The sequence below is a fragment of the Gordonia sihwensis NBRC 108236 genome, assembly GCF_000333035.1.
GTDB classification, from domain to species: domain Bacteria; phylum Actinomycetota; class Actinomycetes; order Mycobacteriales; family Mycobacteriaceae; genus Gordonia; species Gordonia sihwensis.
Map to the genome: position 1 here is coordinate 1 of NZ_BANU01000016.1, position 20,276 is coordinate 20,276.

The following is a 20,276-nucleotide window of genomic DNA, read 5'->3' on the forward strand; positions in this document are numbered from 1 at the left end:
GGAGCGACCTACACTCACACCACGACGACCGCGCCCGCGACCGTGTAACCACGGAACGAAACCCAGGGCGCTTCACGTTGACGGCTCGCCATTTCACTTGTGCGGCTTCGATGAGCTTGTAGGCCATCGCCAGTCCCGCGGCTCGGGAGCCGGGTCCCTTGGTCACCTTGGTCCGTAACCGCACGGTGGCGAAGGTCAACTCGATCGGGTTGGTCGTGCGCAGGTGGGTCCAGTGCTCGGCCGGGTAGTGGTAGAACTCCAGCAGCACATCAGCGTCGTCGACGATCTTGGCGACCGCTTTGGGATACTTCGCCCCGTAGGTCTTCTCGAAGGCGGCGATGGCCTTACGGGCGTAGCCGATGTCCTCGGCGTTGTAGATCTCCTGCATCGCTTTGATCGCATTCGGATGGGCCGACTTGGGCAGTGCGGCAAGCACATTGCCCTGTTTATGAAACCAGCACCGCTGCTCTCGGGTGTCCGGGAACACCTCGCGCAGCGCAGCCCAGAACCCCAGCGCCCCGTCCCCGACGGCCAGGTTCGGGGCCGCCATGCCGCGGCGTCGGCACGACCGCAATAGATCGGCCCATGATTCGGTGGATTCGCGGTACCCATCGGCCAGGGCGACGAGCTCTTTACGGCCGTCGGCACGCACGCCGATCATCACCAGCAGACACAGCTTCTCCTGCTCGAGCCGGACTTTGAGGTGGATGCCGTCGACCCAGAGGTAGACATAATCGCTGGTGATGTCGCGGTCGTCGAAGGCGGCCGCTTCCTTCTGCCACTGGCTGGCCAGTCGAGTGATCGTGGCCGCCGATAACCCCGCACCCGAGCCAAGAAACTGCTCCAGCGCCGGCCCAAAATCTCCCGACGACAACCCGTGCAGGTACAGCAGCGGCAACACCGCGCTGACCTCGGGGCTTTTACGTGCCCAGGCCGGGATGATCCCCGACGAGAACCGTTGGCGTTCACCAGTTTCAGGGTCGACCCGTTTGTCGTTGACCCTTGGTGCCCGCACCGGAACCGCACCGGCGGCGGTCATCACCTCCCGCGGGTTGTGGTAGCCGTTACGCACCACCAGCCGGCGCCCATCCTCATCGTGAATCGCCCCGGCGTGTCCGGAGACTCTGTTCGTTGGGAAGGATGGAGTCATGTCAGGAAGTGGGACGAAGAGGTACCCGGCCGAGATGCGTGAGCGGGCGATCCGGATGGTCGCTGAGATTCGGGCTGAGGATGACTCGGAGTGGGCAGCGATGGGCAAGGTCGCTGAGCTACTCGGGATAGGTACGCCAGAAACGGTCCGCAAGTGGTGTCGTCGGGCCGAGGTCGATGCTGGCCAGCGGCCGGGAACAACGACTGAGGAATCGGCCGAACTCAAGCGACTCAGACGCGAGAACACTGAATTGAAGCGGGCTAACGGGACTGCTGCACGTATAGGTGACATCTGATCTGGCTTGCCCGAGGGTGGGCCTGGAAGGATGACTATCGTGCCTAAGCCTTATCCGCAGGAGTTCCGCGACGATGTGGTCCGGGTAGCCCGAGACCGTGAACCTGGCGTGACACTCGCGCAGGTCGCGAAAGACTTCGGGATCCATGAGATGACCCTGGCCAAGTGGATGCGCCGCGTCGCCATCGACGACGGACACAAGCCTGGAACAACGTCGACCGAATCTGCCGAACTGAGAGAGCTTCGGAAGCGGAATCGGTTGTTGGAGCAGGAGAACGAGGTCCTGCGACGGGCTGCGGCATATCTGTCGCAGGCGAACCTTCCGGGAAAAGGCTCTACCCGCTCGTGAAAGAGCTCGCCGCCGACGGAATCCCCGTCACGGTGACGTGCCGGGTACTCAAGCTCTCCAGACAGCCCTACTACCGGTGGCTCAGGGACGCGGTCACCGCGGCAGACTGGGTCGAAGCGGAGCGGGCGAACGCCCTGTTCGACGCGCATCGTGATGACCCGGAATTCGGGTACCGCTTCCTCGCCGATGAAGCCGAAGCTGCTGGTCAGCCGATGAGCGGGCGGACGGCATGGCGGATCTGCTCGGCCAACCAGTGGTGGTCGAGCTTCGGCAAGAAACGTGGGAAGAACGGTAAGAAGCCGGGCCCGCCTGTGCACGACGACCTGGTCGAACGCGACTTCACCGCCGACACACCGGACCAAGTGTGGCTCACTGATATCACCGAGCATTGGACCGACGAGGGCAAGCTCTACCTCTGCGCGATCAAAGACGCCTGCTCGGGGCGGATCGTCGGCTACAGCATCGACTCCAGGATGAAGTCCCGTCTCGCCGTGACCGCTCTGGACAACGCTGTTGCCCGCCGAGAGGACGATGTTTCGGGTTGTATTGTCCATTCGGACAGGGGCTCTCAATTCCGGTCGCGGAAGTTCGTGTCCGCGCTCAACCGACACGGCCTGGTTGGGTCCATGGGCAGAGTCGGTGCCGCCGGCGACAACGCAGCGATGGAATCGTTCTTCGCGCTCCTCCAGAAGGACGTCCTGGACCGGCACCGCTGGAGCACCCGCGAGCAGTTGCGGATCGCGATCGTCACCTGGATCGAACGGACCTACCACCGACGCCGTCGTCAGGCCCGCCTCGGCCGGTTGACCCCGATCGAATACGAGACGATCATCAACACAGCCGCCTCAGCGGCATGACACCGAAACTGTCACCTGGTCGTGCAGCAGTCCCCCGGCTTTATGTTTGCTTTGCGGGGTGGGGTCGGTGGCGGCGTTGGGTGGGAGGGGTCGTTGGCTTTTGGGGCCACCAGCTTGCGTTGCCGAGGAGTGTGGCGATGGCTGGTACCACGATGGTGCGGACGATGAAGGTGTCGATGAGAAGGCCTACGCCGATGATGAGTCCGACTTGGGTCATGATGCCGATGGAACCGGCGATGAGGCCGAACATGCTGGCGGCGAAGATGAGGCCTGCTGAGGTGATAACTGAGCCGGTGTTGGTGACGGTGCGGAGCACTCCGACTCGGACGTTGTGATGTGATTCTTCGCGCAATCGTGAGACCAGCAGCATGTTGTAGTCGGCGCCGACGGCTACCAGGACGATGAACGCTAATAGGGGCACAGGCCAAGCGATGTCGGTGTGGAGTATGTGCTGAAAGATCAGGACGCCTATGCCCAATGCTGCGGTGTAGTTGAGTACGACGGTGCCGAGTAGGTAGATGGGTGCGACCAGTGAGCGCAGCAGGATGATCAGGATGATGCCGACGATGGCCAGGGTGGCCAGGGCCAGGAGGCGGAAGTCGTTGGTGAGCAGTCGTTGCAGGTCGGCGTTGATAGCGGGGAAGCCGGCGACGGAGACGGTGGAGTCGGTCAGGGTGGTGTTGGGTTTTGCGTCGTTGGCGACGGTGGCGATGGTGCTGGCCAGGCGCATGGCGTCCGCGCTGTAGGGGTCGAAGCTTGTCTGGACGGCGTAGCGCACGGTGTGTCCGTCCGGGGAGATGAATTGGCGCGCAACGTCGGCGAATTGCTGGTCAGCGAAAGCATCTTTGGGTAAGTAGAAGCCGGTGGCCGAGTCCGAGCCGCGGGTTTCGCGCGCGGTGGTCTGTAGTTGGGCGGCGAGCGTGGCCATGCCGGCGAGTTGTTGAAGGTTGCTGTCGACGAGTGCAGATACGCCTTCGGCGAGTGTTCGCGAGCCGGCGGCGAGTTGGGAGACCCCGGTCTGCAGTTGGGCGAGTTTGGTTGGCAGGTCTTGGGCCCCGATGGTTCCCAGCGTGGTCTCGAGGGTGGCGACGGTGGCGTTGAGTTGGTTGGTGACCGCGGTGAGGGGGGTGTCCATCTGCGCGAGCTGGGTGGACAGTGTCGTGATCTGGGTGAAGAACCCGCTGTCGCGGAGTGCGGCGAGATCGCGGGCTTGTTGGCGCAGGGTGCTGCATTGGGGTAGTTGAGTGCACAGCGCTGAGTTATCCAGTAACGGGAGCACTGAGGTGATTGTGGCTATGGCGGCTGATGACTGTTCGGCCAGGGCTGCTAGCTGAGGGGCGTTCTGCGCGGCTTGGTCGAGTTGGGGTGCGGCGGCGGTCAGTGTTTGTAGAAGTGGTTGGTATTGACCTATTTCGGCCCCGATGGTGGTGACTTGGTTAAGAATGCCAGCCAGTGGGGTGAGATTGGTGCGGATCTGTATGTCGAGTTGTTCGAGGCCGTCGGCGAGTTGGTCTGCACCAGAACGCAATTGTTCGAGGTCACCTTTGCGGGCTTGGCCCTCACCCACTGAGCCGGCCACCCGATCGCCGATCTGCCCGTTCTGCCAGGAGAGTTGGGCTTGTTCGAGTTTGGCTCCGGTCGGGCGAGTGACACCGACCACACGGGTGACGCCGGGGATCTGCGCAATCCGAGCTGCCATCTGATCAAGGTCGGCAAGTCCGTTGGTTGTTCTCAGATCGGTGGGCGAATCCACGACGACAAATTCCGCGATGGTGATGTCTTGCGGGAAGTGCCGGTTGAGCAGTGCGTAACCTTCGTTGCTGTCGGTGGTTGTGGGTTGACCGTCTCGGTCGTCGTAGGTGATCTGAATGCCCAGCGCGGTGACGCTCAGGATCGTCAATCCGACGAGGCTGACGGCCAGCAACGGCGCCGGGCGGCGTACGACGAGGACCGCGATGCGGTTCCAGTAGCGCCGCGTGAGGTCTTTGCGCGGGGCACCCCACCCCCATCGCGCAGCCCACAGCAGCACTGGCGGCAACAACGTGACGGTGGCGAGGAATCCGATGAGGATCGCCACTGCGCAGGCGGGGCCGAGGGTGGCGAAGACGCTGAGCTGCCCGAAGACCATGGCTAAGAACGCGAGAGCAACAGTGCTTGCCGACGCAAGGATCACCCGTCCGATGGTGGCGGTGGCATCGATGAGAGCGTCGGACGCGGCGGCGCCTTGGCGCAGCCTTTCGTGGTATCTGCTGATCACAAAGACCGAATAGTCCACACCGGCGCCGAGCAAGATGACGGTCATGAACGCAACGGTGAATTGCGAGACTGGCATGCCCAGTTCGCCTAACGCAGACATGACTCCGCGGGCTACGGCGAGACTGATACCGATGACCAGAAGCGGTAGCAACGCAGTGAACACCGACCGATAGACGATCAGCAAGATTATGGCGATCAGCACGACGGTGGCGATGGTGATGACCACCAGATCCTTTTCAGCGGTGACGATTTGGTCGCTGAAGGTCGCTGTTGGTCCGGTCACGTGGACTGTCGTGCTGGTGCCGGTAAAGACCTCTGCTGCGGTCTCGCGGATCGATTCCACAGCGTGGGCCGCCGTCGGCCCGCCGAGGCTGCCGCTGACCCCGACGGGCAAGTACCAGGCTTTGCCGTCTTCGCTGAGCGCTTGTCGGGCAGTGATCGGGTCGGCGAGCAGGTCGCGTACGGCCTGCACATCATCGCGGTCGGCGCGGAGCCGGACCACGAGGTCGTCATAGCGTTGGCGGGCGGGCTCGGTGAGTCCGGCCGGATCTTCCATTGCCACGAACACCGTGGTCTTCGCGCCCTTTTCGTCGAACGCCTCGCCCATGCGATCGAGCGCCTGAAACGACGGCACGCCCTTAGGAATTGGGTCCACCGATTGCTGGCGCACAACTGTTTCCAACTGGGGAAACAGCACAGCCAACACCACGGCAACAGCCACCCAGACGCCCGCTACCAGCGCTTTGTGCGACAAGACGAAGCGTCCCACCTGCCCCAGCGACCGGCTGTACTCACCGCGACCGGTCGATCGCCGAAGCTTCACCACTGCTCACGCATCCATCGCTGCGTTGGCATCGCACACCCTTCGACAAATGAATCAATCGGTATCACTACGCTACAGCATGTAGCGAAAGGAATGTATTGTTCGGCGACGCGGGACTATCGGATCAGCGGCGGTGGGCGGCGAGAAAGTCGTCGACAAGCTGTTCGCAGTCCGCGCCACTCATCGAGCGAAGGCCGGACAGCCGCGCGAAGACCAGCGGGCCCACGAGCTGGGTGATGGCCACGCCGGGATCGAACTCGTCGAGTTCCTTCTGGGCGGCGGCGCTCTGCAACACCTGATCGAACGGTTCCCGGTACTGCGCGATGACACGAGCGCGCAGCGGCGCGAGGGTGTTCTGCTGCTCCCCGGGCTCCTCCGGCACCATCGCCAGCCACGCCAAGGCGGTCAATTGCAGTGGCGCCTGCTCGATCAACGCAGCCTGAGCACGGACCAACCGCACCAAACTGTCGCGGATTGGTCCGTGCGCGTCAGGGACGTCGGCGTGGGGCAACAATCGTTCGAACGCCGCAGCCAACAAATCGGTGGTGCCGTCGAAATGCCGGTAAAACGTCGTTCGAGCCACCCGCGACATCCGGGAGACCGCCCCGACCGTGACCGCATCAACCCCGCCGGTCTTCAACAGGGCAGATGCCGCATCAACCAACCGGTTGCGTGAACGAACCAAACGCGGGTCTTTGTCATCCATCACGTCCTTGGACCGAGGACCCGCGCCGCGCCTGGCCGCCATCACCGCACCCACACTCCCATCCCCGAGACTGCTCTCGGGCGCCTGGCGATCTTGGTTCGCACGAAGTGCTACTGATAATAGCGAAAGTCGAGGAGTGTCCGCCGGGCTAGTCGTGCAATTCACCTGTTCGACACCCCGACCCGGCAGGAAGGTCGGCGCCACGGTGCCCGCCTCCGGGGTACCTTCGGCGAAGGGTTGGTAGATCAATTCGGGGCTTGGCGGCAGGGCTGGGGTGGGTACTGCTGAAGGGTGAATCGCCCCGGGTCTGGTGGAGGCTCTGAATCCACGGGAGGATGAGGAGCATGGCAGCACCGAGGAAGTACCCCGACGAGCTTCGGGAGAGAGTCACGAGGATGGCTGTTCAGTCACGGCGCGATCCATCGACGAGGTCGGGCACGTTCCGCCGTGTGGGCGAGCAACTGGGGATCAATCCCGAGACTTTGAGGAACTGGGTTGTGCAGGCCGAGGTCGACGAGGGGCACCGTCCCGGGACCACGACCAGCGAGTCCCAGCGCCTGGTCGAGCTGGAGAAGGAAGTGCGTGAGCTACGCAGGGCGAACTCGATCCTGAGGTCGGCCTCGGCTTTTTTCGCGGCGGAGCTCGACCGCCCACAGCGTTGATCGTGGAATACATCGACCAGTACAAGCATGAGTTCGGCGTCGAGCCGATCTGTCGGACGCTGACCGCAGCGGGCACGCAGATCGCGCCGAGCACGTACTACGCGTTCAAGACCCGACCACCCTCGAAGCGAGCACTGCGCGACGAGGAACTGCTGATCGAGATCCACCGCGTCCACTCGGCGAACTTTGGCGTCTACGGGGCGAAGAAGGTCCACGCCCAACTGCGTCGCGAGGGCGTCGTCGTCGCGCGCTGCACGGTCGAGCGGCTCATGCGCGTTGCGGGGTTACGAGGGATTAGCCGAGCCAAGGGCCCGCGCACCACGATCTCCGGTCGCGGCCCGGATAGTCGGCCTGACCTGGTCGATCGCGACTTCACTGCAACCGCTCCGAACCAGTTGTGGGTCGCGGACATCACCTACTGCCGCACCTTCGTCGGCTGGGTGTATGCCGCGTTCGTCATCGACGTGTTCTCTCGCCGCGTGGTCGGCTGGCAGCTCTCGAAGTCGCTACGGACCGACCTTGCGCTGGACGCGTTGGAGATGGGCATCTGGACCCGCGATCGCGCAGGCCAGTCGGTCACCGGGCTCACGCACCACAGCGACAAGGGCGTTCAATACGTCGCCATCCGCTACACCGAGCGTCTTGCCGAGGCTGGCGCGGCCGCCTCGGTCGGTTCCACCGGCGACTCATACGACAATGCCCTGGCCGAGGCCTTCAACTCGCTGTTCAAGGCCGAGCTGGTCCGCAACCGCGGGCCCTGGAAGAATATCGACGACCTCGAGATCGCGACCGCGGAATACATCGACTGGTTCAATCACCGGCGATTGCACGGCGAGATCGGCATGATCCCGCCCATCGAGCTCGAGGACACCTATCATCACAACCACCCCGCACCGGTACCCGCCGACGCGGCACTTGCGAGCCTCTGACAAACCCGGGGCGATTCAGTCTTGATCGACCCGCTTGGGTTCGACACCGGAATCCATCTCTGACTCCGCACACCGGAGCACAACGGCCAAGACCTCTGCGACAGCGGGGCCGCTCTGCGCGCTGGCGGGCGGCGAGACGCCCGCCGGGGCGAACGGCAACGTCATCATGCGAATGGCCTCAAGCGTTCCCAGAGGGTCGTAGCCAGCGAACCCCTCGACGAACTGCGTCGCCGCATCATCGATGCGCCGCTCAACCTCCGCTGCAGGGTCGGTCGCTTTCGAGACGTCTGAAAGCAACCCAGCAGTATCGAAGGCGCGCTCCAGCACTACCTGAACGTGTTGGTCGGCGTGCCCGGCTTTAGTAGCGTCCTGGCGGCGCTTCTTGTTCCGCCGTTTTCGGGAGGACTTGGATGCCATCAAAACGGCGCCTTCCCTTTTGCCCACTGCTTGGACCAATCGCCTCGGATGCCGGTGGCGTTGAAGTCACCGAGGTCGGTGGTGGCGAATGGGTTGTCGAGGTAGCGGACCTCGTCGTGCTGGGCGCCACGCGGGTCGACGCGGACGAGAGCGAGGCGGTAACGCGGGGCGGCGTTCTTACCAACCATCACCTCGTTGTGGGTGACGAAGAAGTCGGTCGCTCCTTCGATACGCGCTTTGACCTCGATGCGGTAGGTGTCGCCTTTGGCGTCTGTGGAGAGGATGTCGAAACCGGGATTGTTGAAGGCCTGCTCGACGGGCTTGCGTCCGAGTTCACGTTCACGGGCCATCACCAAGTCGACACCGCGGCGTTCGACCTCTTTGGTCTCCTTCGCGTGGATGGGCGCGGTCGCGGGTAGGTCGGTCTCCAGTATCCCGACGGGGAGCACCAGTGCTGCGGTGACGATGCGTGGTGGCTTGGTCGACATAAGCTGCTGGTGGTCAAGCAGTGCGAGCCTCTTGCGTAGACGGGCGTCGAGTTCGACGGCTTTACGATTCAGGCTCTCCGATGATTCTTTCGGTTTCTCACCGGCGCGTTCCTTTTCCGCCGCGACGGCGGCATCGAGGATGAGGCGGTCGCGTTCACCTTCGAGCCGCTTGATGACCAGGTCACGTGCCTTACTCAACTCCGCGAGGCGCCTCGGCTGAACGTCGTCGAGGTAGTCGGGGAGTTGGTTGGCGATAATCCAGCTCGTGGTTTTGTCTTCAGCACCTGCCAGCCACGGGAGGGTGCGGGCTGTATCGGTGACAGCGTTCTCGGGTGCCGCCACGCAGTCCAGGTAGGGCGCGGGGCCGGCAGGCGTCACGGTGCCGAAGCTGTCGACGTATGCGTAGCCGAAGCGGCGTGCGACGGACTCTCCGGTCGCGTCGGCGACCTCTTCGATCACGCCGACGAGCAGGTGTGTCTCCTCCAGCGTCGAGGAAACCAAGATCGTGCCTCGGTTGAGGGAACCACCGAACTGTCGCACGGACTCGTCCATGACCGCGTCGTGCAGCGGATGATCCGGGGCGAGAAGGTCGGCGCGGCTGAGTTCGTCGGCGTGGACCTTGCCAAGATCGAACGTGACTCGGTCGTACTTGGTTGCGATCGGCCCTGTGCCTGCGGCGCGTATTTGCTGGGGCACGTTCGCGATCTCGTAGCGACCCTGTTCGCGCCTCACGATGCGGCCGCCGAGGCGGGCGAAGGCGGCCTTGAATGCCATCTCGATGTAGTGCGGTTGAAGGCGGCGGGCGCGTGCTTCGTCCATTGCCGCGCGCAGTGCATGCAGGTCGGCCTCGGCCAGGTTCTCCGACGCCAATGCCCGTTCGTCGAGGAGATCCTTGAGTCCATCCCCGACCGACGCGTCGATGACCTCATGCATTTTAGCCTTGACGTCGGGGCGCTCGCCGTGCTGGATGGCATCGAGCAGGAGGTTGCGCAGCGGGGTCTCGGTGAACGCCTCGCCGAGGACGTCGAAGACTTTGCCACCGTATGTCTGACGCATCTGGTCGAGCTTCTCCAGCAGGCGGGTGAAGACTTCACCCTCGCGGGTGTTGGAGGCTACGAGGTTCCAGAGTCGGCAGACCTCTTCTTGGCCGATGCGGTGGATGCGGCCGAAGCGTTGCTCGATGCGGTTGGGGTTCCACGGCAGGTCGTAGTTGACCATCAGGTGCGCGGCCTGAAGGTTAAGCCCCTCTCCAGCGGCGTCGGTTGCGATGAGGATTTGGACGTCGCGGTTCTTGGTGAACTCCTCGGTGATCACGCGCCGCTCACCTCTGCGGACGCCACCGTGGATCGCCTTGACCGAGTCGGGCTTGCCGAGCAAAGAGCCGATCTTGGACTGGAGATAGTCAAGGGTGTCGCGGTGCTCGGTGAAGATGATGAACTTCCGTGGCCAACCGTTCGAATCGGTGACCAGCGCATTGTCCTGGAGGATCGTGGAGAGTTCGGTCCACTTGCGGTCGGTGCCAGCCTCGCGGACCTTCTTGGCGGTCGCAATCAGATCGGCGAGTTCGACAAGTTCTGCGTTGAGCTCCTCGACGGTCTGGGCGGCGGTGGCCGCGTCCATCACGTCTTCCTCAAGCTGCTCCAGTTCTTCGGCGTTGTATTCATCTTCGTCGAAGTCGCCCGAGCCGATGACGTCGTCGGGTTCCTTGTAGGTGCCGTTGAGGATCTCGGTCTTCTTGCGCTCCAGCCGTTCGGTGCGGCGGACGAGGCTCTTGTAGATCGCCTCAGGGCTGGAGGCGAGTCTGCGCTGAAGGACAGTCAGGGCGAATCCGACAGTGTTCTTACGCTTGCCGCCAAGCCTGTCGGCACGGTTCATGCCCTCGCGGACGTAGCGAGTGACGTCCTCGTAGAGGCCCTTCTCCCGCTCGGTCAACTCGTAGGGCACAGTTTCGGCGATGCGTTCAGGGAAGAGCTTCTTACCTTCGAACGTCAGCAGGTCTTCCTTGACCATGCGCCGCATGATTCCGGTGACGTCGACAGACTTCTTCTGCTTGCCCTCGAACCGATCGCGGTCGAGCAAAGTGAGGAAGAGCTGAAAGTCCTCTTCCTTGCCCGAGTGTGGAGTCGCGGTCATCAGCAGGAGGTGGCGGGTAATTTGGCCGAGCAGCTCCCCCAGCAGGAAGCGTTTGGTCTTCTCCAGCTTCCCGCCGAAGTAGTGCGCTCCCATTCTGTGTGCCTCGTCGACGATGATCAGATCCCACTCCGTCTCCTTCAGTTGGGCCTGGAGTGCCTCGTTGCGGGAGAGCTGATCCATGCGTGCGATCACGAGTGGGTTCGTTTCGAAGACGTTGAGGTTGATGTTGGCATCGATGAGCTGGTTGGTCAGCAGGTCGAACCGCAGCCCAAACTTGAAGAACAGTTCGTCCTGCCACTGCTCGACCAGTCCACCGGGAGCGATGATCAGGCACTGCTTGACGTCGTCGCGGAGCAGCAGCTCCTTGATGTAGAGGCCGGCCATGATCGTCTTGCCGGCACCGGGGTCGTCGGCGAGAAGGAACCGAAGCGGGGTCCGCGGTAGGAGTTCGCCGTACACCGCGCGAATCTGGTGCGGCAGCGGCTGCACGTCGCTCGTGGCGACGGCCAGCATTGGATCGAAAAGGCCGGCCAGCGAGATACGTTGGGCCTCGGCGACGAGCTTGAAGTCGCTGGCGGTGGCGTCAAACGCGCGGCTACCGCTGGTGGCGACGCTGAGGTTGTCCTGGTCCTTGCGGAACACAACCTGTTGGCCAAGTCCACCTGAGCCGTTCTGGTAAGTGAGTGCGAGTGCGTCCGTGCCATGCCATTGAGCAGCGATGACAGTGATCACCTCTGCGGGAATGAGACCCTCGACTCGCAGACCGGGCTTCAACTCTTCAAGCTGCACGCGTGGACCTCCTCATTGCCAGCCCTCGAACGCTACCCGCCGATACTGACAGGTTCGCCATCGCCAGGAATTCAACGAGACCAAGCCGAGTGGCATTGCCAGGCCTTCGAACGCTTGCTGAGAAGCTGTCGAAGACTTCGCTGAGGTGCCGCCCGACGCCCGTCACCTCGAGTTCCCATCGGCGAGTTCGCGCAATGCTCGCCCCAACTCCTCCGGAAGCGTGTCACGAAACACCCGATAAGCCGCCTTCGATTGTCGGGTCACCGGCGGCGGCCACGCCGGGCTGGTGTCCAACCCCCCCTGAGCAACCTCGCACCACATCCATGTCACCGCGTACGGGAGTGCGGCCGCGCGCCTCCTCGGACTCGCCGACCGCGCCCAATCGGTGAACCACGTGTCGGGCGTACTCGCGAGCTCGATGACTCGTCGCTCGAGCGCCCGAAAATCCCGTCGACGCGATAGTTCCCTCGCTGCCGCGCTGGCGGCTGCCGCGATCTCTGAAGGACTCGCGGCCAGTCGCGTGCTCGCCGCTCGCGATGTCCGTCTGCCAATGTCCGGGTCGAGTTCGATACTCGCTGCAGCAGTGGACCACGTCGACCCTGGCCGTTGTGCGCGCGCAATACACAGGGAGGCGTACAGCCGCCCCGTGCTTTCCTGCGTTGTCAGCATCCCAGCGAAATGACGACGGTAGGTGTGCTCATCGAGGAGTTGAGGGATCGCAGACAGCGGCAGATCGATCAACGCGTCGTGATGATCGATCTGCAGGCCGACATGGCGGCGGGCTGAAAGCACCTGGACCACCAGCCAGCTCAACACCGGACTCTTTGCCGCGCGATTGACGATCCATCCTCTCGGGCCGCCCGGGACGTCCGGGATCAGATCGAACCACTCGGCCAACCGTGCGACGGCGTCCGCACTCTCCGGACTGGACAGAATCCCATCCGCCTCCGCCAGTGCTTCACCGCGGGTGACTGCACTTGTCGGCGGCTGAATACCCCACCGAGGCCCTCGAAGCTCAGTTGTGCGACCAGCGGCTTCGGCTTGGAGATCTCCGGCCCATTCGACGAAACCCCTTGCGCGAGACCGGGATGCGAGGTGAAGTAGAAGAGTGGTTAAGTTTCGGACTTCTGCGAGGTACGCGGGGGGCGCGAGAGCGCCATCGAGAACGCTCGTTTCTTCGCCTTGGATAGCGGCCGTAACCCGTGTTGCGGTCCGAATTGCACCTTCGGATGCAGCCGTCGGTTTCTCTCTCAGGATGGAGTGTCGGCAGGGAGCCGAGAATCCGAGCGGATTCCCGCACGGCTGGTGTTCATCGAGCCGAGGACGCAGCGGACTGTGGTGTCGCGTTCGAAAGCGCCGGCTACATCTTGAACACTCAGCGACCAGGTAGACGCCGTGGTCGGGACACACTGTCGACACCGGTAGCTTCCACGACAGCTGCCAGATTCCGTCGTGCGATAGGCAGAGTGGGCATAGTTGCGTCCCATGCTGCGGGAACCACCCCTGGCAAACGATGGCGCGGTAGCTCGCCCGATCGAGCGGGTCGAAGCCGTCGAGGTTGAGTGGCGCGCCTCCGTCGTAACGCAACAAGGTCGAATTCTCGACGGCCGATGCCCCCAGCCCAGTGAGATCCACTATTCGGCCGACGAGCTCATCGCTAGGCCGGACCAGCATGAAAGCCGTCGAGACCGACGATCCGTCCCGGTTCTCCTTGAGCATGCGGACAAGACTCTTGGTCGTCAGATCGTTCACAAGTGCAATCCGCTCGAGGTACGAATCAAGCGACTCGCGTGGATCGATTGCAACTCGAGCGGGGAGCATTAGCTCAGAGGCTCCATCGCCGTCGCGGTTTGGTAGCGCCCGCAGTGGGCGAGCGACTGGAAGTCACGCGCCCACACGAGTCCGGTCCTCTTCTGAGACTCGGTCCGAATCCACCACACCGAAGTCTCCACTCCCAACCTGACGCACAAGATCTTCGTCGGCGACGCAGATCGCTTCGGCGGCACTGCGGAGGATGAGACGGCCTTCGGGGTTGAGCGCAGCGTCAAATGCTTTCAGGTGTTCGGCGTCTGGCCATGTACGCGGGCTATCACAGGTTGCATCGAACCACATCCAAGATGCGGCGAGCCGGGCGCAGCCATCGAAGTTCCGGGCGGCTGCGGGCAGGGTGCCGACCAGGTCCGGCGGGGCGGCTTCAATCCGTCTTAACGCGTCGCGGCGCTCACGGTAGTTGACGAGCTCGTCGAGGCATAGAGCTCGCGCCAGATTCATCGCATGGGCAATGTCGCTCTCGCGGTGGAAGATCGGAGTCCATTTCGGCCACGCCCCTATGCAAATCGAGTAGCTACCAGCTTTCGTCAGACGGTAGGTCGGCTCGTCGGCAAGGCTCCAATGATCGCGCAACCGAACACATTGACTGAGAAGTAGCGCGACTCTGGAACGCCACAACCACTGGGCGGGGTCGAGCACGAACGGTTCGCCTTCTTGCCGGTAGATCCCTGGGATGTGGTCAAGCGTCAATTGCGTATGGCCAAGCGCCAGCCGCATCAGATCTTCGCCGCGTGGATGGCGGACTGAGCTCTTCGGTAACCGCATGGTCTTGACAGTCTTCGCGCCTGTGCGGAGTACCCGTCGAGTGAAGACCTGCGAATCGGGTATTTCAGAATTCTCTGGTCGGACAGGAGTGGGACGTGGATGTGGAGATACTCGTGGTGTCAGCCACGTTCGCTGTTCTTCCCAGGCCATTGCGATGGCCAGTGCACGAACGGCAGGAGATCGCGGTAGCTCTTCCTCGGACTCGTGACTCGTCGCAAGATCTGCCGTCGCAGTGGTCACCAACTGAGCATCAGCTGGGATCCAGTGTGCAGATCCTCGACTGAGCCGACGAGCCACCGAGGGTAGTTCCGCACGGAGACACTCAAGTCGGTCGAGTGCATCGAAGTCAGTCGTAGATCTGTGTGCAGCGGACGAGACCTCCTTGCAGACCGACAGAATCCGATTGGGAACTCTGGTCAACTGCGCAGTGCCACTACCGGGCATCCCGATGAGGTGCCCGCAGTAGAAGCAGACCGGAGACAGAGCCAAAGCCCACTCTCGCCGTGCCACTCCGTTTGGGGCGCAACGGCAATGCTGACCCCACTCACTTGCCAGCCAGCCTTCCTTCGCGAGCACTCGACTATGGCAGTCATCAAGGGTCATCGCCGAAATGCGCGAGAATGGCTGGCGCGTCAGCGTGGCCAGGTGCCGCAGAATCGGCTCGTAGTCAGACGCTGATCGCGATAACTGACTTCGACCAAGGATCTTGGTGACGGTGGTGCAATTCGCCGTCGCCGCGCGCAATACGAAGGACTCCAGCGATTCATCGTCGGCTGGAATCGGTCGAGCAGGCAGATAGCCGATACGAGGCTCTCGCATGGATAGCCCCCTTCCGTTGTCTGCCGGTGACATCACACCCTGCTCTGCTTGCTGCGGCGCCGAAGATCGATTTCCGCCTCTGCTGCGTGCGCTCGTTTACTGAGGCGGACTTCCTTCAGGTGTTCTGGGTTGATCGTGTGCGTGCCGTCGGCGATCGCTGCAAGTGTCGCAATGCGGAGGAGGCGTGTCGCGTCACCGACGTAGCCCTGAGATCGCTTCCAGATGGGCCCCGCGAGCTGTGAAGTGAGAAGCCCTTCGCTTGCCCGAGGGAGATGCGGAAGGAGATAACCTTCCAGCCCGTAGAGCAGTTGCTGCCACGCGTGTTGCTCCTCCGAAGTCTCGATTCCGTAAGGACTGAAGCTCATTGGCTGGAGGCGGCCGATAAGCTGGGCATCGCTCATGGCTTCACTGGATTCGAGGTCTGTCCCAACCAGAATTAAGCTGGCGTTGAATTCGCCGAGCTCGGTGTTCATGTACTTCACGTGATCGAGGACCTCCCGGCCGCCCTTCCAGTTGGTACGCAGTAGATGGAAGTCGTCGATGAGAAGGGTGCGCACGCCGTGGCGTGCCAATGCCCTGACCGCGGCGGTTGACGTCTGGTGGGCGGCGCCGCTGGCGGATAAGCGGAAGAAGTCAAGGACTTGGGAGTTGAATCCTTTGACCATCGAGCCAGATTGCAGGTTGACCCAAACGACGGGGCATAGGTCTGCGTCGATCGTTGGCTGAGGGTTCCACGTGGGCAGTTCTGCAGGGCCTTTCGGTGCGCCTACGATCCATTCCACGTATTTCCTTGTGGCCCAGCGGCGGACCGCCGTGCTCTTCCCGAGCGTGCTTGCGCCTGTGACCGACGCTATTGCCTTCGCACCGGGGCCCGTTTCAGAATTCTCCTGCACGATCTCAGTGAGTCGGTCTGCGACTGCGCGGGTCTCGGCCGTTTCGACGTAGAGTCCATTCATCCATTGACGCAGCGCATCGACCGCCCGCGAGCGGTCCTCGGATGTCATCCTGTCCCAACCAGCCGACGTGTACAGAGGTGGTTCTGGCAACTCCGTTTTGGTGCAAGCCAAATGCCAAGCGAGAGAGTCCATCAGGAGTCGGCCCGCATCGTCGGCCACGGGACGTCGAGGATGTCCAAGGGAACGTCGTCCTGGGGTGAATCGGTATGGGGCGTCTTGGTGCGTGCTTCGTTGCCGCCCGACTGAGTGGCTTCGTCGCGGGTTGCACCTTGGGCTGCCTGAGCTTCTTCGTGGTCTTTGCGCGATTGTTCAACTCTGCGGTGCGCGGCTGACAGTTTGGCAGTCCAGTCAGTTGGAACGGGCCCAGAGGTGAGTTCCGTGAGCTCGTCGAGGATCTGCCGCTGCGCTGAGCCCCGACTCAGAATGTGGTTGCCGCCGCGTTCGCGGACGCGCCGCCTAACAGCCTGAACGATCGTATCGGTCATCGGCGCGTCAGTGAAGAAAGATCCTCGCCACGCAACGGGGCGTACACGGCCGGTCTCGGGGTGCGGGAACCAGATGCTCGACAAGTCGTGCGGGTCGACAAGAAAGGGAACCTTGTTGTCGTCGTCCCTGAACTGGCCCCGTGCGACATTCCGAAAATCATCGAGCAGCTTGCCGTCGTAGACCATCTCAGCAAACTCGACACCTGCGACTCCGACTGTGCCCCACTTGACCGGAAGCATCTGATAGATCATGTCTGCACGCTGCGGTACGTCGATACGGCCGGTGACGTCGAGCATGATGTCCCAGAGCTCCAAAGGACTGGTGCGAGCGGTGGGCTCACCACCGATAACCAAGCCTGTGTGCCACGACCGGTGGTAGTCCAAGGCGACGAATCGCCGAAGGTGTTCTTCCAGTTCGGCGGCCGTGACCAATGCCTCCTCGGCGACCAATCGACCGCGCTCCGAGGTATTGCGACCTTTGTAGCCGGGGAGCTGTTGAACGGCCCGTTGTAGCGTCTCGTGCCAGCGTTCAACGTGGGGGTTGTCCGTTGGCTTCTTCCCGCGACTGAGCAACAAGTCAATCCCGAAGTCGCGCAGAATCGCGCGGAAGTGATCGGACACGAAGATCGAACCGTGGTCGGCGCGGATCGCGTCCGGCATGACGCCAGGGATGTGGTGCTCTCCTTGAAGCGTAGTGAAATCGGGTGCAACACTTCTGCGCCCAACGTTGACCGCGACATCAGAAGCGTCGACGACTTGGGGCAAACCGGCCCAGCGCCAGTGACTGATGGTGGTGCCCTCCACCATCATCGAGAACGGGCGGCAGATGTCGTAGAGAAGTAGCCCGGCATCGATTCCATCGGCGCTCTTCGGCACCACGCGCAGTGCGAGGACCACTCTGGTGGCGACGTCGATTGCAGTGAGGATTTCGACGCTGAAGGGTCGCCCGAGAAGCGGGTCGTATACGAGGTTGTCCGCCCTCGTGGCGTCGATGGCGACTATTTGCCCAGGCCTGATTGCGGGGAAGTGCTCTTTGCCCGACACGCGCTGTAGCGACCGGCTTCTCTGGGTGCGGGTTGTTGCGCCCGCGCCCCGTTTGAGGTGCGCGAGATACTCTGCCGTCAGACGCTGCGGCGTGGAGACATCCACGTGCCCTGCACGCTTGAGCTCAACCTTGATCCGCCGATCAAGCTCGCTGATGTTGGCGTCCGCCCGATCTCCGTCCAGGGTGGCGAAGACCAACTCAGCAACAGTCCGATAGCGCTCATCGATTCGCTCCCACGTCTGTTCGCGACGCAGGGATCTGGCATCGAGGAGCCCGAGTAGTCCGTCGCGTTTCCATGCACGCACCCAGTTGCGGATGGTGCTGTCGACCGGAGCCGATCGCTTGATCTCACCGTTCGCGATGCGGCGTTGTAGGGCACGATCTCCCACAGCTTCTTGCTGCAACGCGACCGCCATCGCGCGACAGCGCGCCGCCTCGGAGACGCCGAAGCCTTCGCCGAAGGGTGGGCGCGGTTCGCCATCGCGCGCGAGTTCGGCGTGACCGTCCCGGTAGCCGGTCAGTATCTCATGCACGATTTCAAGTTTGTCGAGGGCGGCTCGGCGCGTTTCCTCAGACAGGCCATCCCAGTACGGGCGGAGCGCCGGTCTGATTGGCGCTACATCGCCATCGACCACGACTCGCACCTCTGCGAGTTCGGGCCAATCGACGTGCAAGGAATCGCCGACGCTGGTGCGGAGGTCTACGCCGGCCGCTGATACCGCTGTCACCAGACCGGTTCCCCACTCAGTCAGAAGTCGGCCACCGACCTCAACCACTGTGCGACTTGTGTCCACTACGCCACCAGTCCCGCGCGCACTGGCGTTTCCATCGTCAATCGCTTCGAGAGGTTGGTATCCAGCTCACCGGACCAGACCATGTGCCAGACCACGGCGATGGCCTCCCCGTTTCCGGTATCCAGACGAAATAGGGAGCCCAGAGTCGCGGCGTCGTTACTTGCTTCCTTCCCGATCTCGCCAGCCACCTGGTCATACCAGGAAGGCCTTCGGCGGTAGCCGTGCAGCCACAGAAGGTTTAGGCGTTCTACGCGGTCGAGTCCGTTGAATACCTCGTGACGCCATCCCACATTCGCGCAGGCGGCCTCGACCATTGCGACCTGAAGCTTGAATTTGTCGTCCATCTTGTGCGGCAGGCGTGCATTCCAGAGCGTTACCGCCCCGGTGTCGTCAAGGCTGAGTAAGTCGGGCGTGTTTTTCGCCGAGGACGATCCGCCCCGCTTCAGCTGACACGGTTGCGGTATCAGCGCGACGATATCGTTGAGCCGGTCCAGGCGTCGCAAGAGGTCATGCTCGAGGCCCGACTCGAGTTCTAGGTGGTCGCGCATGGTCAGTGAATACGCAGTGACAGGTATGTGCCGGTGACGTTCCGAGGATCGAGGCTTGCGAATCGGAACTACACGTGCGAGATCCGGCGGACCGTCGGACCGCCAGTTCAACACGCGGGACACCTTGTCGCCAGCGAATCGGAACCGCCACGTCACCGCCGCGCGGGAACTCTCGGTCAAGTGACACCTCCGCTTCCGCAGGAATTAGCACCAAATCTAGCAAGAAATCGAGGTCGAAGGGCTACTAAGGGAGCAAGTCGACAATCGGTCAGCGAGGCATTTCGGGTGATAGGCCGACGTCTCCTTCGCCCCATCAGCGGTCCGTGTCGGAAGGCTGCGATAGGTTGCTCCCATGGCCAAAGGCAATCAGGTCGCTCCGTCGACGAAGTTCGAGCAGACGCTGCAGGCATCGGCTCAGCTGCCGGGTGTGCAGATCAACCGGGAGGCCTTCCTCCGCAGAGAGCTGAAGCGATACTGCACCGACGAGCAGATCAAACTCGCTATCGCCACAACACCGGCCGAAGCAGGCGTAACACCTCAAGTGATCGACAAGATCGCCAACAGCGTGATCAAGTTCGAGACCGGCAAGGTGACGACACTTTCCACGGCAGCCGGCATCCCTGGAGGCCTCGCAGCGATCGGCACGGTCCCGGCTGATATCGCGCAGTACTATGGGCACCTTCTTCGCGTCGTCCAGAAGCTCGCCTACATCTACAGCTGGCCGGAGCTCTTCGACGACAGCGCCGACGGAATGGACTCCGCGACCGAAAGCATGCTCACGCTGTTCATCGGCGTGATGTTTGGCGTGAACGCGGCCCAGGCCGGCGTGGCGCAAGTCTCGAAGTTGATCGCAAGTGAAGTGGCCAGGAAGCTGCCGCAGAAGGCTCTCACCAAGGGTGCGATATATCCGGTGGTCAAGAAGGTTGCAGGGCTCCTGGGCATTCAGATGACCAAGCAGGTCTTCGCCAAGAGCGCAGCCAAGGTCGTGCCGCTGGTAGGCGCGGTTGTCTCGGGAAGCCTGACCTTCGTCACGTTCATGCCGATGTCGAAGCGGCTCCAGAAGCACCTCGCAACCCTTCCGCTGACCAAGCCCGGTCACGGAGTCACCGAGCAAGCGTCGAATCCGCCGAGCACATCCCCAAAACCAGCACCAACGTCATCTGCGAATTAGACGAGCTCAT

Annotated in this window: 11 protein-coding genes, 4 pseudogenes and 1 other annotated feature; of the genes and pseudogenes, 4 read left to right on the forward strand and 11 right to left on the reverse strand. The window is 62.7% G+C overall.

Going from position 1 to position 20,276, the window contains the following annotated elements:
• Window positions 1–76 precede the first annotated feature (76 nt).
• Window positions 77–1,096 (reverse strand): annotated as a pseudogene (locus GSI01S_RS11250) (IS256 family transposase); the annotation flags it as partial.
• A 52-nt stretch (window positions 1,097–1,148) separates the two neighbouring features.
• Here GSI01S_RS11250 and GSI01S_RS20405 point away from each other — a divergent pair.
• Together GSI01S_RS20405 and GSI01S_RS11260 are read left to right on the forward strand one after the other, a co-directional pair.
• Window positions 1,149–1,415 (forward strand): annotated as a pseudogene (locus GSI01S_RS20405) (transposase); the annotation flags it as partial.
• 69 nt (window positions 1,416–1,484) lie between these two features.
• Window positions 1,485–2,650, forward strand: a protein-coding gene (locus tag GSI01S_RS11260; protein ID WP_371308121.1) for an IS3 family transposase whose coding sequence is annotated in 2 segments (ribosomal slippage) — window positions 1,485–1,769 and window positions 1,772–2,650 — 1,164 coding nt in all. Because the reading frame shifts where the segments join, the coding sequence is not laid out codon by codon here.
• 40 nt (window positions 2,651–2,690) lie between these two features.
• Here the strand turns inward: GSI01S_RS11260 and GSI01S_RS11265 are convergent.
• Both GSI01S_RS11265 and GSI01S_RS11270 read right to left on the reverse strand, forming a co-directional pair.
• On the reverse strand, window positions 2,691–5,732 hold the full coding sequence (locus GSI01S_RS11265; protein WP_006896682.1) for an MMPL/RND family transporter: 3,042 nt from the start codon (window positions 5,730–5,732) through the stop codon (window positions 2,691–2,693).
• A 121-nt stretch (window positions 5,733–5,853) separates the two neighbouring features.
• Entirely contained in the window at window positions 5,854–6,435 is a 582-nt protein-coding gene (locus GSI01S_RS11270) for a TetR/AcrR family transcriptional regulator (protein WP_020173037.1), read from the reverse strand.
• A 344-nt stretch (window positions 6,436–6,779) separates the two neighbouring features.
• Between GSI01S_RS11270 and GSI01S_RS11280 the strand changes: the two genes are divergently transcribed.
• A protein-coding gene (locus GSI01S_RS11280) for an IS3 family transposase (RefSeq protein WP_223291304.1) occupies window positions 6,780–8,026 on the forward strand; the annotation gives its coding sequence in 2 pieces (ribosomal slippage) (window positions 6,780–7,065 and window positions 7,065–8,026; 1,248 coding nt in all).
• Window positions 7,058–7,186, forward strand: a sequence feature (AL1L pseudoknot). Its footprint overlaps the gene before it by 129 nt.
• A gap of 15 nt (window positions 8,027–8,041) precedes the next feature.
• Here the strand turns inward: GSI01S_RS11280 and GSI01S_RS11285 are convergent.
• The 8 genes and pseudogenes from GSI01S_RS11285 to GSI01S_RS11310 all read right to left on the reverse strand — a co-directional run bounded on the left by GSI01S_RS11285 (window position 8,042) and on the right by GSI01S_RS11310 (window position 19,251).
• Window positions 8,042–8,443: a hypothetical protein gene (locus GSI01S_RS11285; RefSeq protein WP_006896686.1), complete on the reverse strand. Its 402-nt coding sequence runs from the start codon at window positions 8,441–8,443 to the stop codon at window positions 8,042–8,044.
• Window positions 8,443–11,853: a helicase-related protein gene (locus GSI01S_RS11290; RefSeq protein ID WP_006896687.1), complete on the reverse strand. Its 3,411-nt coding sequence runs from the start codon at window positions 11,851–11,853 to the stop codon at window positions 8,443–8,445. The genes GSI01S_RS11285 and GSI01S_RS11290 overlap by 1 nt, the downstream gene beginning before the upstream one ends.
• A 1,443-nt stretch (window positions 11,854–13,296) precedes the next feature.
• A pseudogene (locus GSI01S_RS20500) lies at window positions 13,297–13,674 on the reverse strand (TniQ family protein); the annotation flags it as partial.
• Between the two features lie 63 nt (window positions 13,675–13,737).
• Window positions 13,738–14,448 (reverse strand): hypothetical protein, encoded by a 711-nt coding sequence (locus GSI01S_RS20505; RefSeq protein ID WP_223291355.1) that lies wholly within the window; start codon window positions 14,446–14,448, stop codon window positions 13,738–13,740.
• Between the two features lie 480 nt (window positions 14,449–14,928).
• Window positions 14,929–15,300: pseudogene (locus tag GSI01S_RS20510) on the reverse strand (TniQ family protein); the annotation flags it as partial.
• Window positions 15,300–16,271, reverse strand: a complete 972-nt coding sequence (locus GSI01S_RS11295; RefSeq protein ID WP_223259049.1) for a TniB family NTP-binding protein — start codon at window positions 16,269–16,271, stop codon at window positions 15,300–15,302. The pseudogene GSI01S_RS20510 and the gene GSI01S_RS11295, both read right to left, overlap by 1 nt.
• An 83-nt stretch (window positions 16,272–16,354) precedes the next feature.
• Window positions 16,355–18,388 (reverse strand): transposase, encoded by a 2,034-nt coding sequence (locus tag GSI01S_RS11300; RefSeq protein WP_223291302.1) that lies wholly within the window; start codon window positions 18,386–18,388, stop codon window positions 16,355–16,357.
• Window positions 18,389–18,546: 158 nt separating this feature from the next.
• Window positions 18,547–19,251, reverse strand: coding sequence for a TnsA-like heteromeric transposase endonuclease subunit (locus tag GSI01S_RS11310; RefSeq protein ID WP_306302654.1), 705 nt, complete (start codon window positions 19,249–19,251; stop codon window positions 18,547–18,549).
• A 196-nt stretch (window positions 19,252–19,447) separates the two neighbouring features.
• On the opposite strand from GSI01S_RS11310, the gene GSI01S_RS11315 reads away from it, so the two are divergent.
• Complete coding sequence (locus GSI01S_RS11315) at window positions 19,448–20,266, forward strand: hypothetical protein (RefSeq protein ID WP_006896694.1); 819 nt, start codon at window positions 19,448–19,450, stop codon at window positions 20,264–20,266.
• The last annotated feature ends 10 nt before the right edge of the window (window positions 20,267–20,276 follow it).

What these genes read in the sequence shown, in the direction of transcription:
- GSI01S_RS11315 (WP_006896694.1), top strand. Translation starts at nt 19,448, where the DNA reads ATGGCCAAAGGCAATCAGGTCGCTCCGTCGACGAAGTTCGAGCAGACG.
- GSI01S_RS11285 (WP_006896686.1), bottom strand. Translation starts at nt 8,443, where the DNA reads ATGGCATCCAAGTCCTCCCGAAAACGGCGGAACAAGAAGCGCCGCCAG.
- GSI01S_RS11270 (WP_020173037.1), bottom strand. Translation starts at nt 6,435, where the DNA reads ATGGATGACAAAGACCCGCGTTTGGTTCGTTCACGCAACCGGTTGGTT.
- GSI01S_RS11295 (WP_223259049.1), bottom strand. Translation starts at nt 16,271, where the DNA reads ATGACATCCGAGGACCGCTCGCGGGCGGTCGATGCGCTGCGTCAATGG.
- GSI01S_RS20505 (WP_223291355.1), bottom strand. Translation starts at nt 14,448, where the DNA reads ATGCGGTTACCGAAGAGCTCAGTCCGCCATCCACGCGGCGAAGATCTG.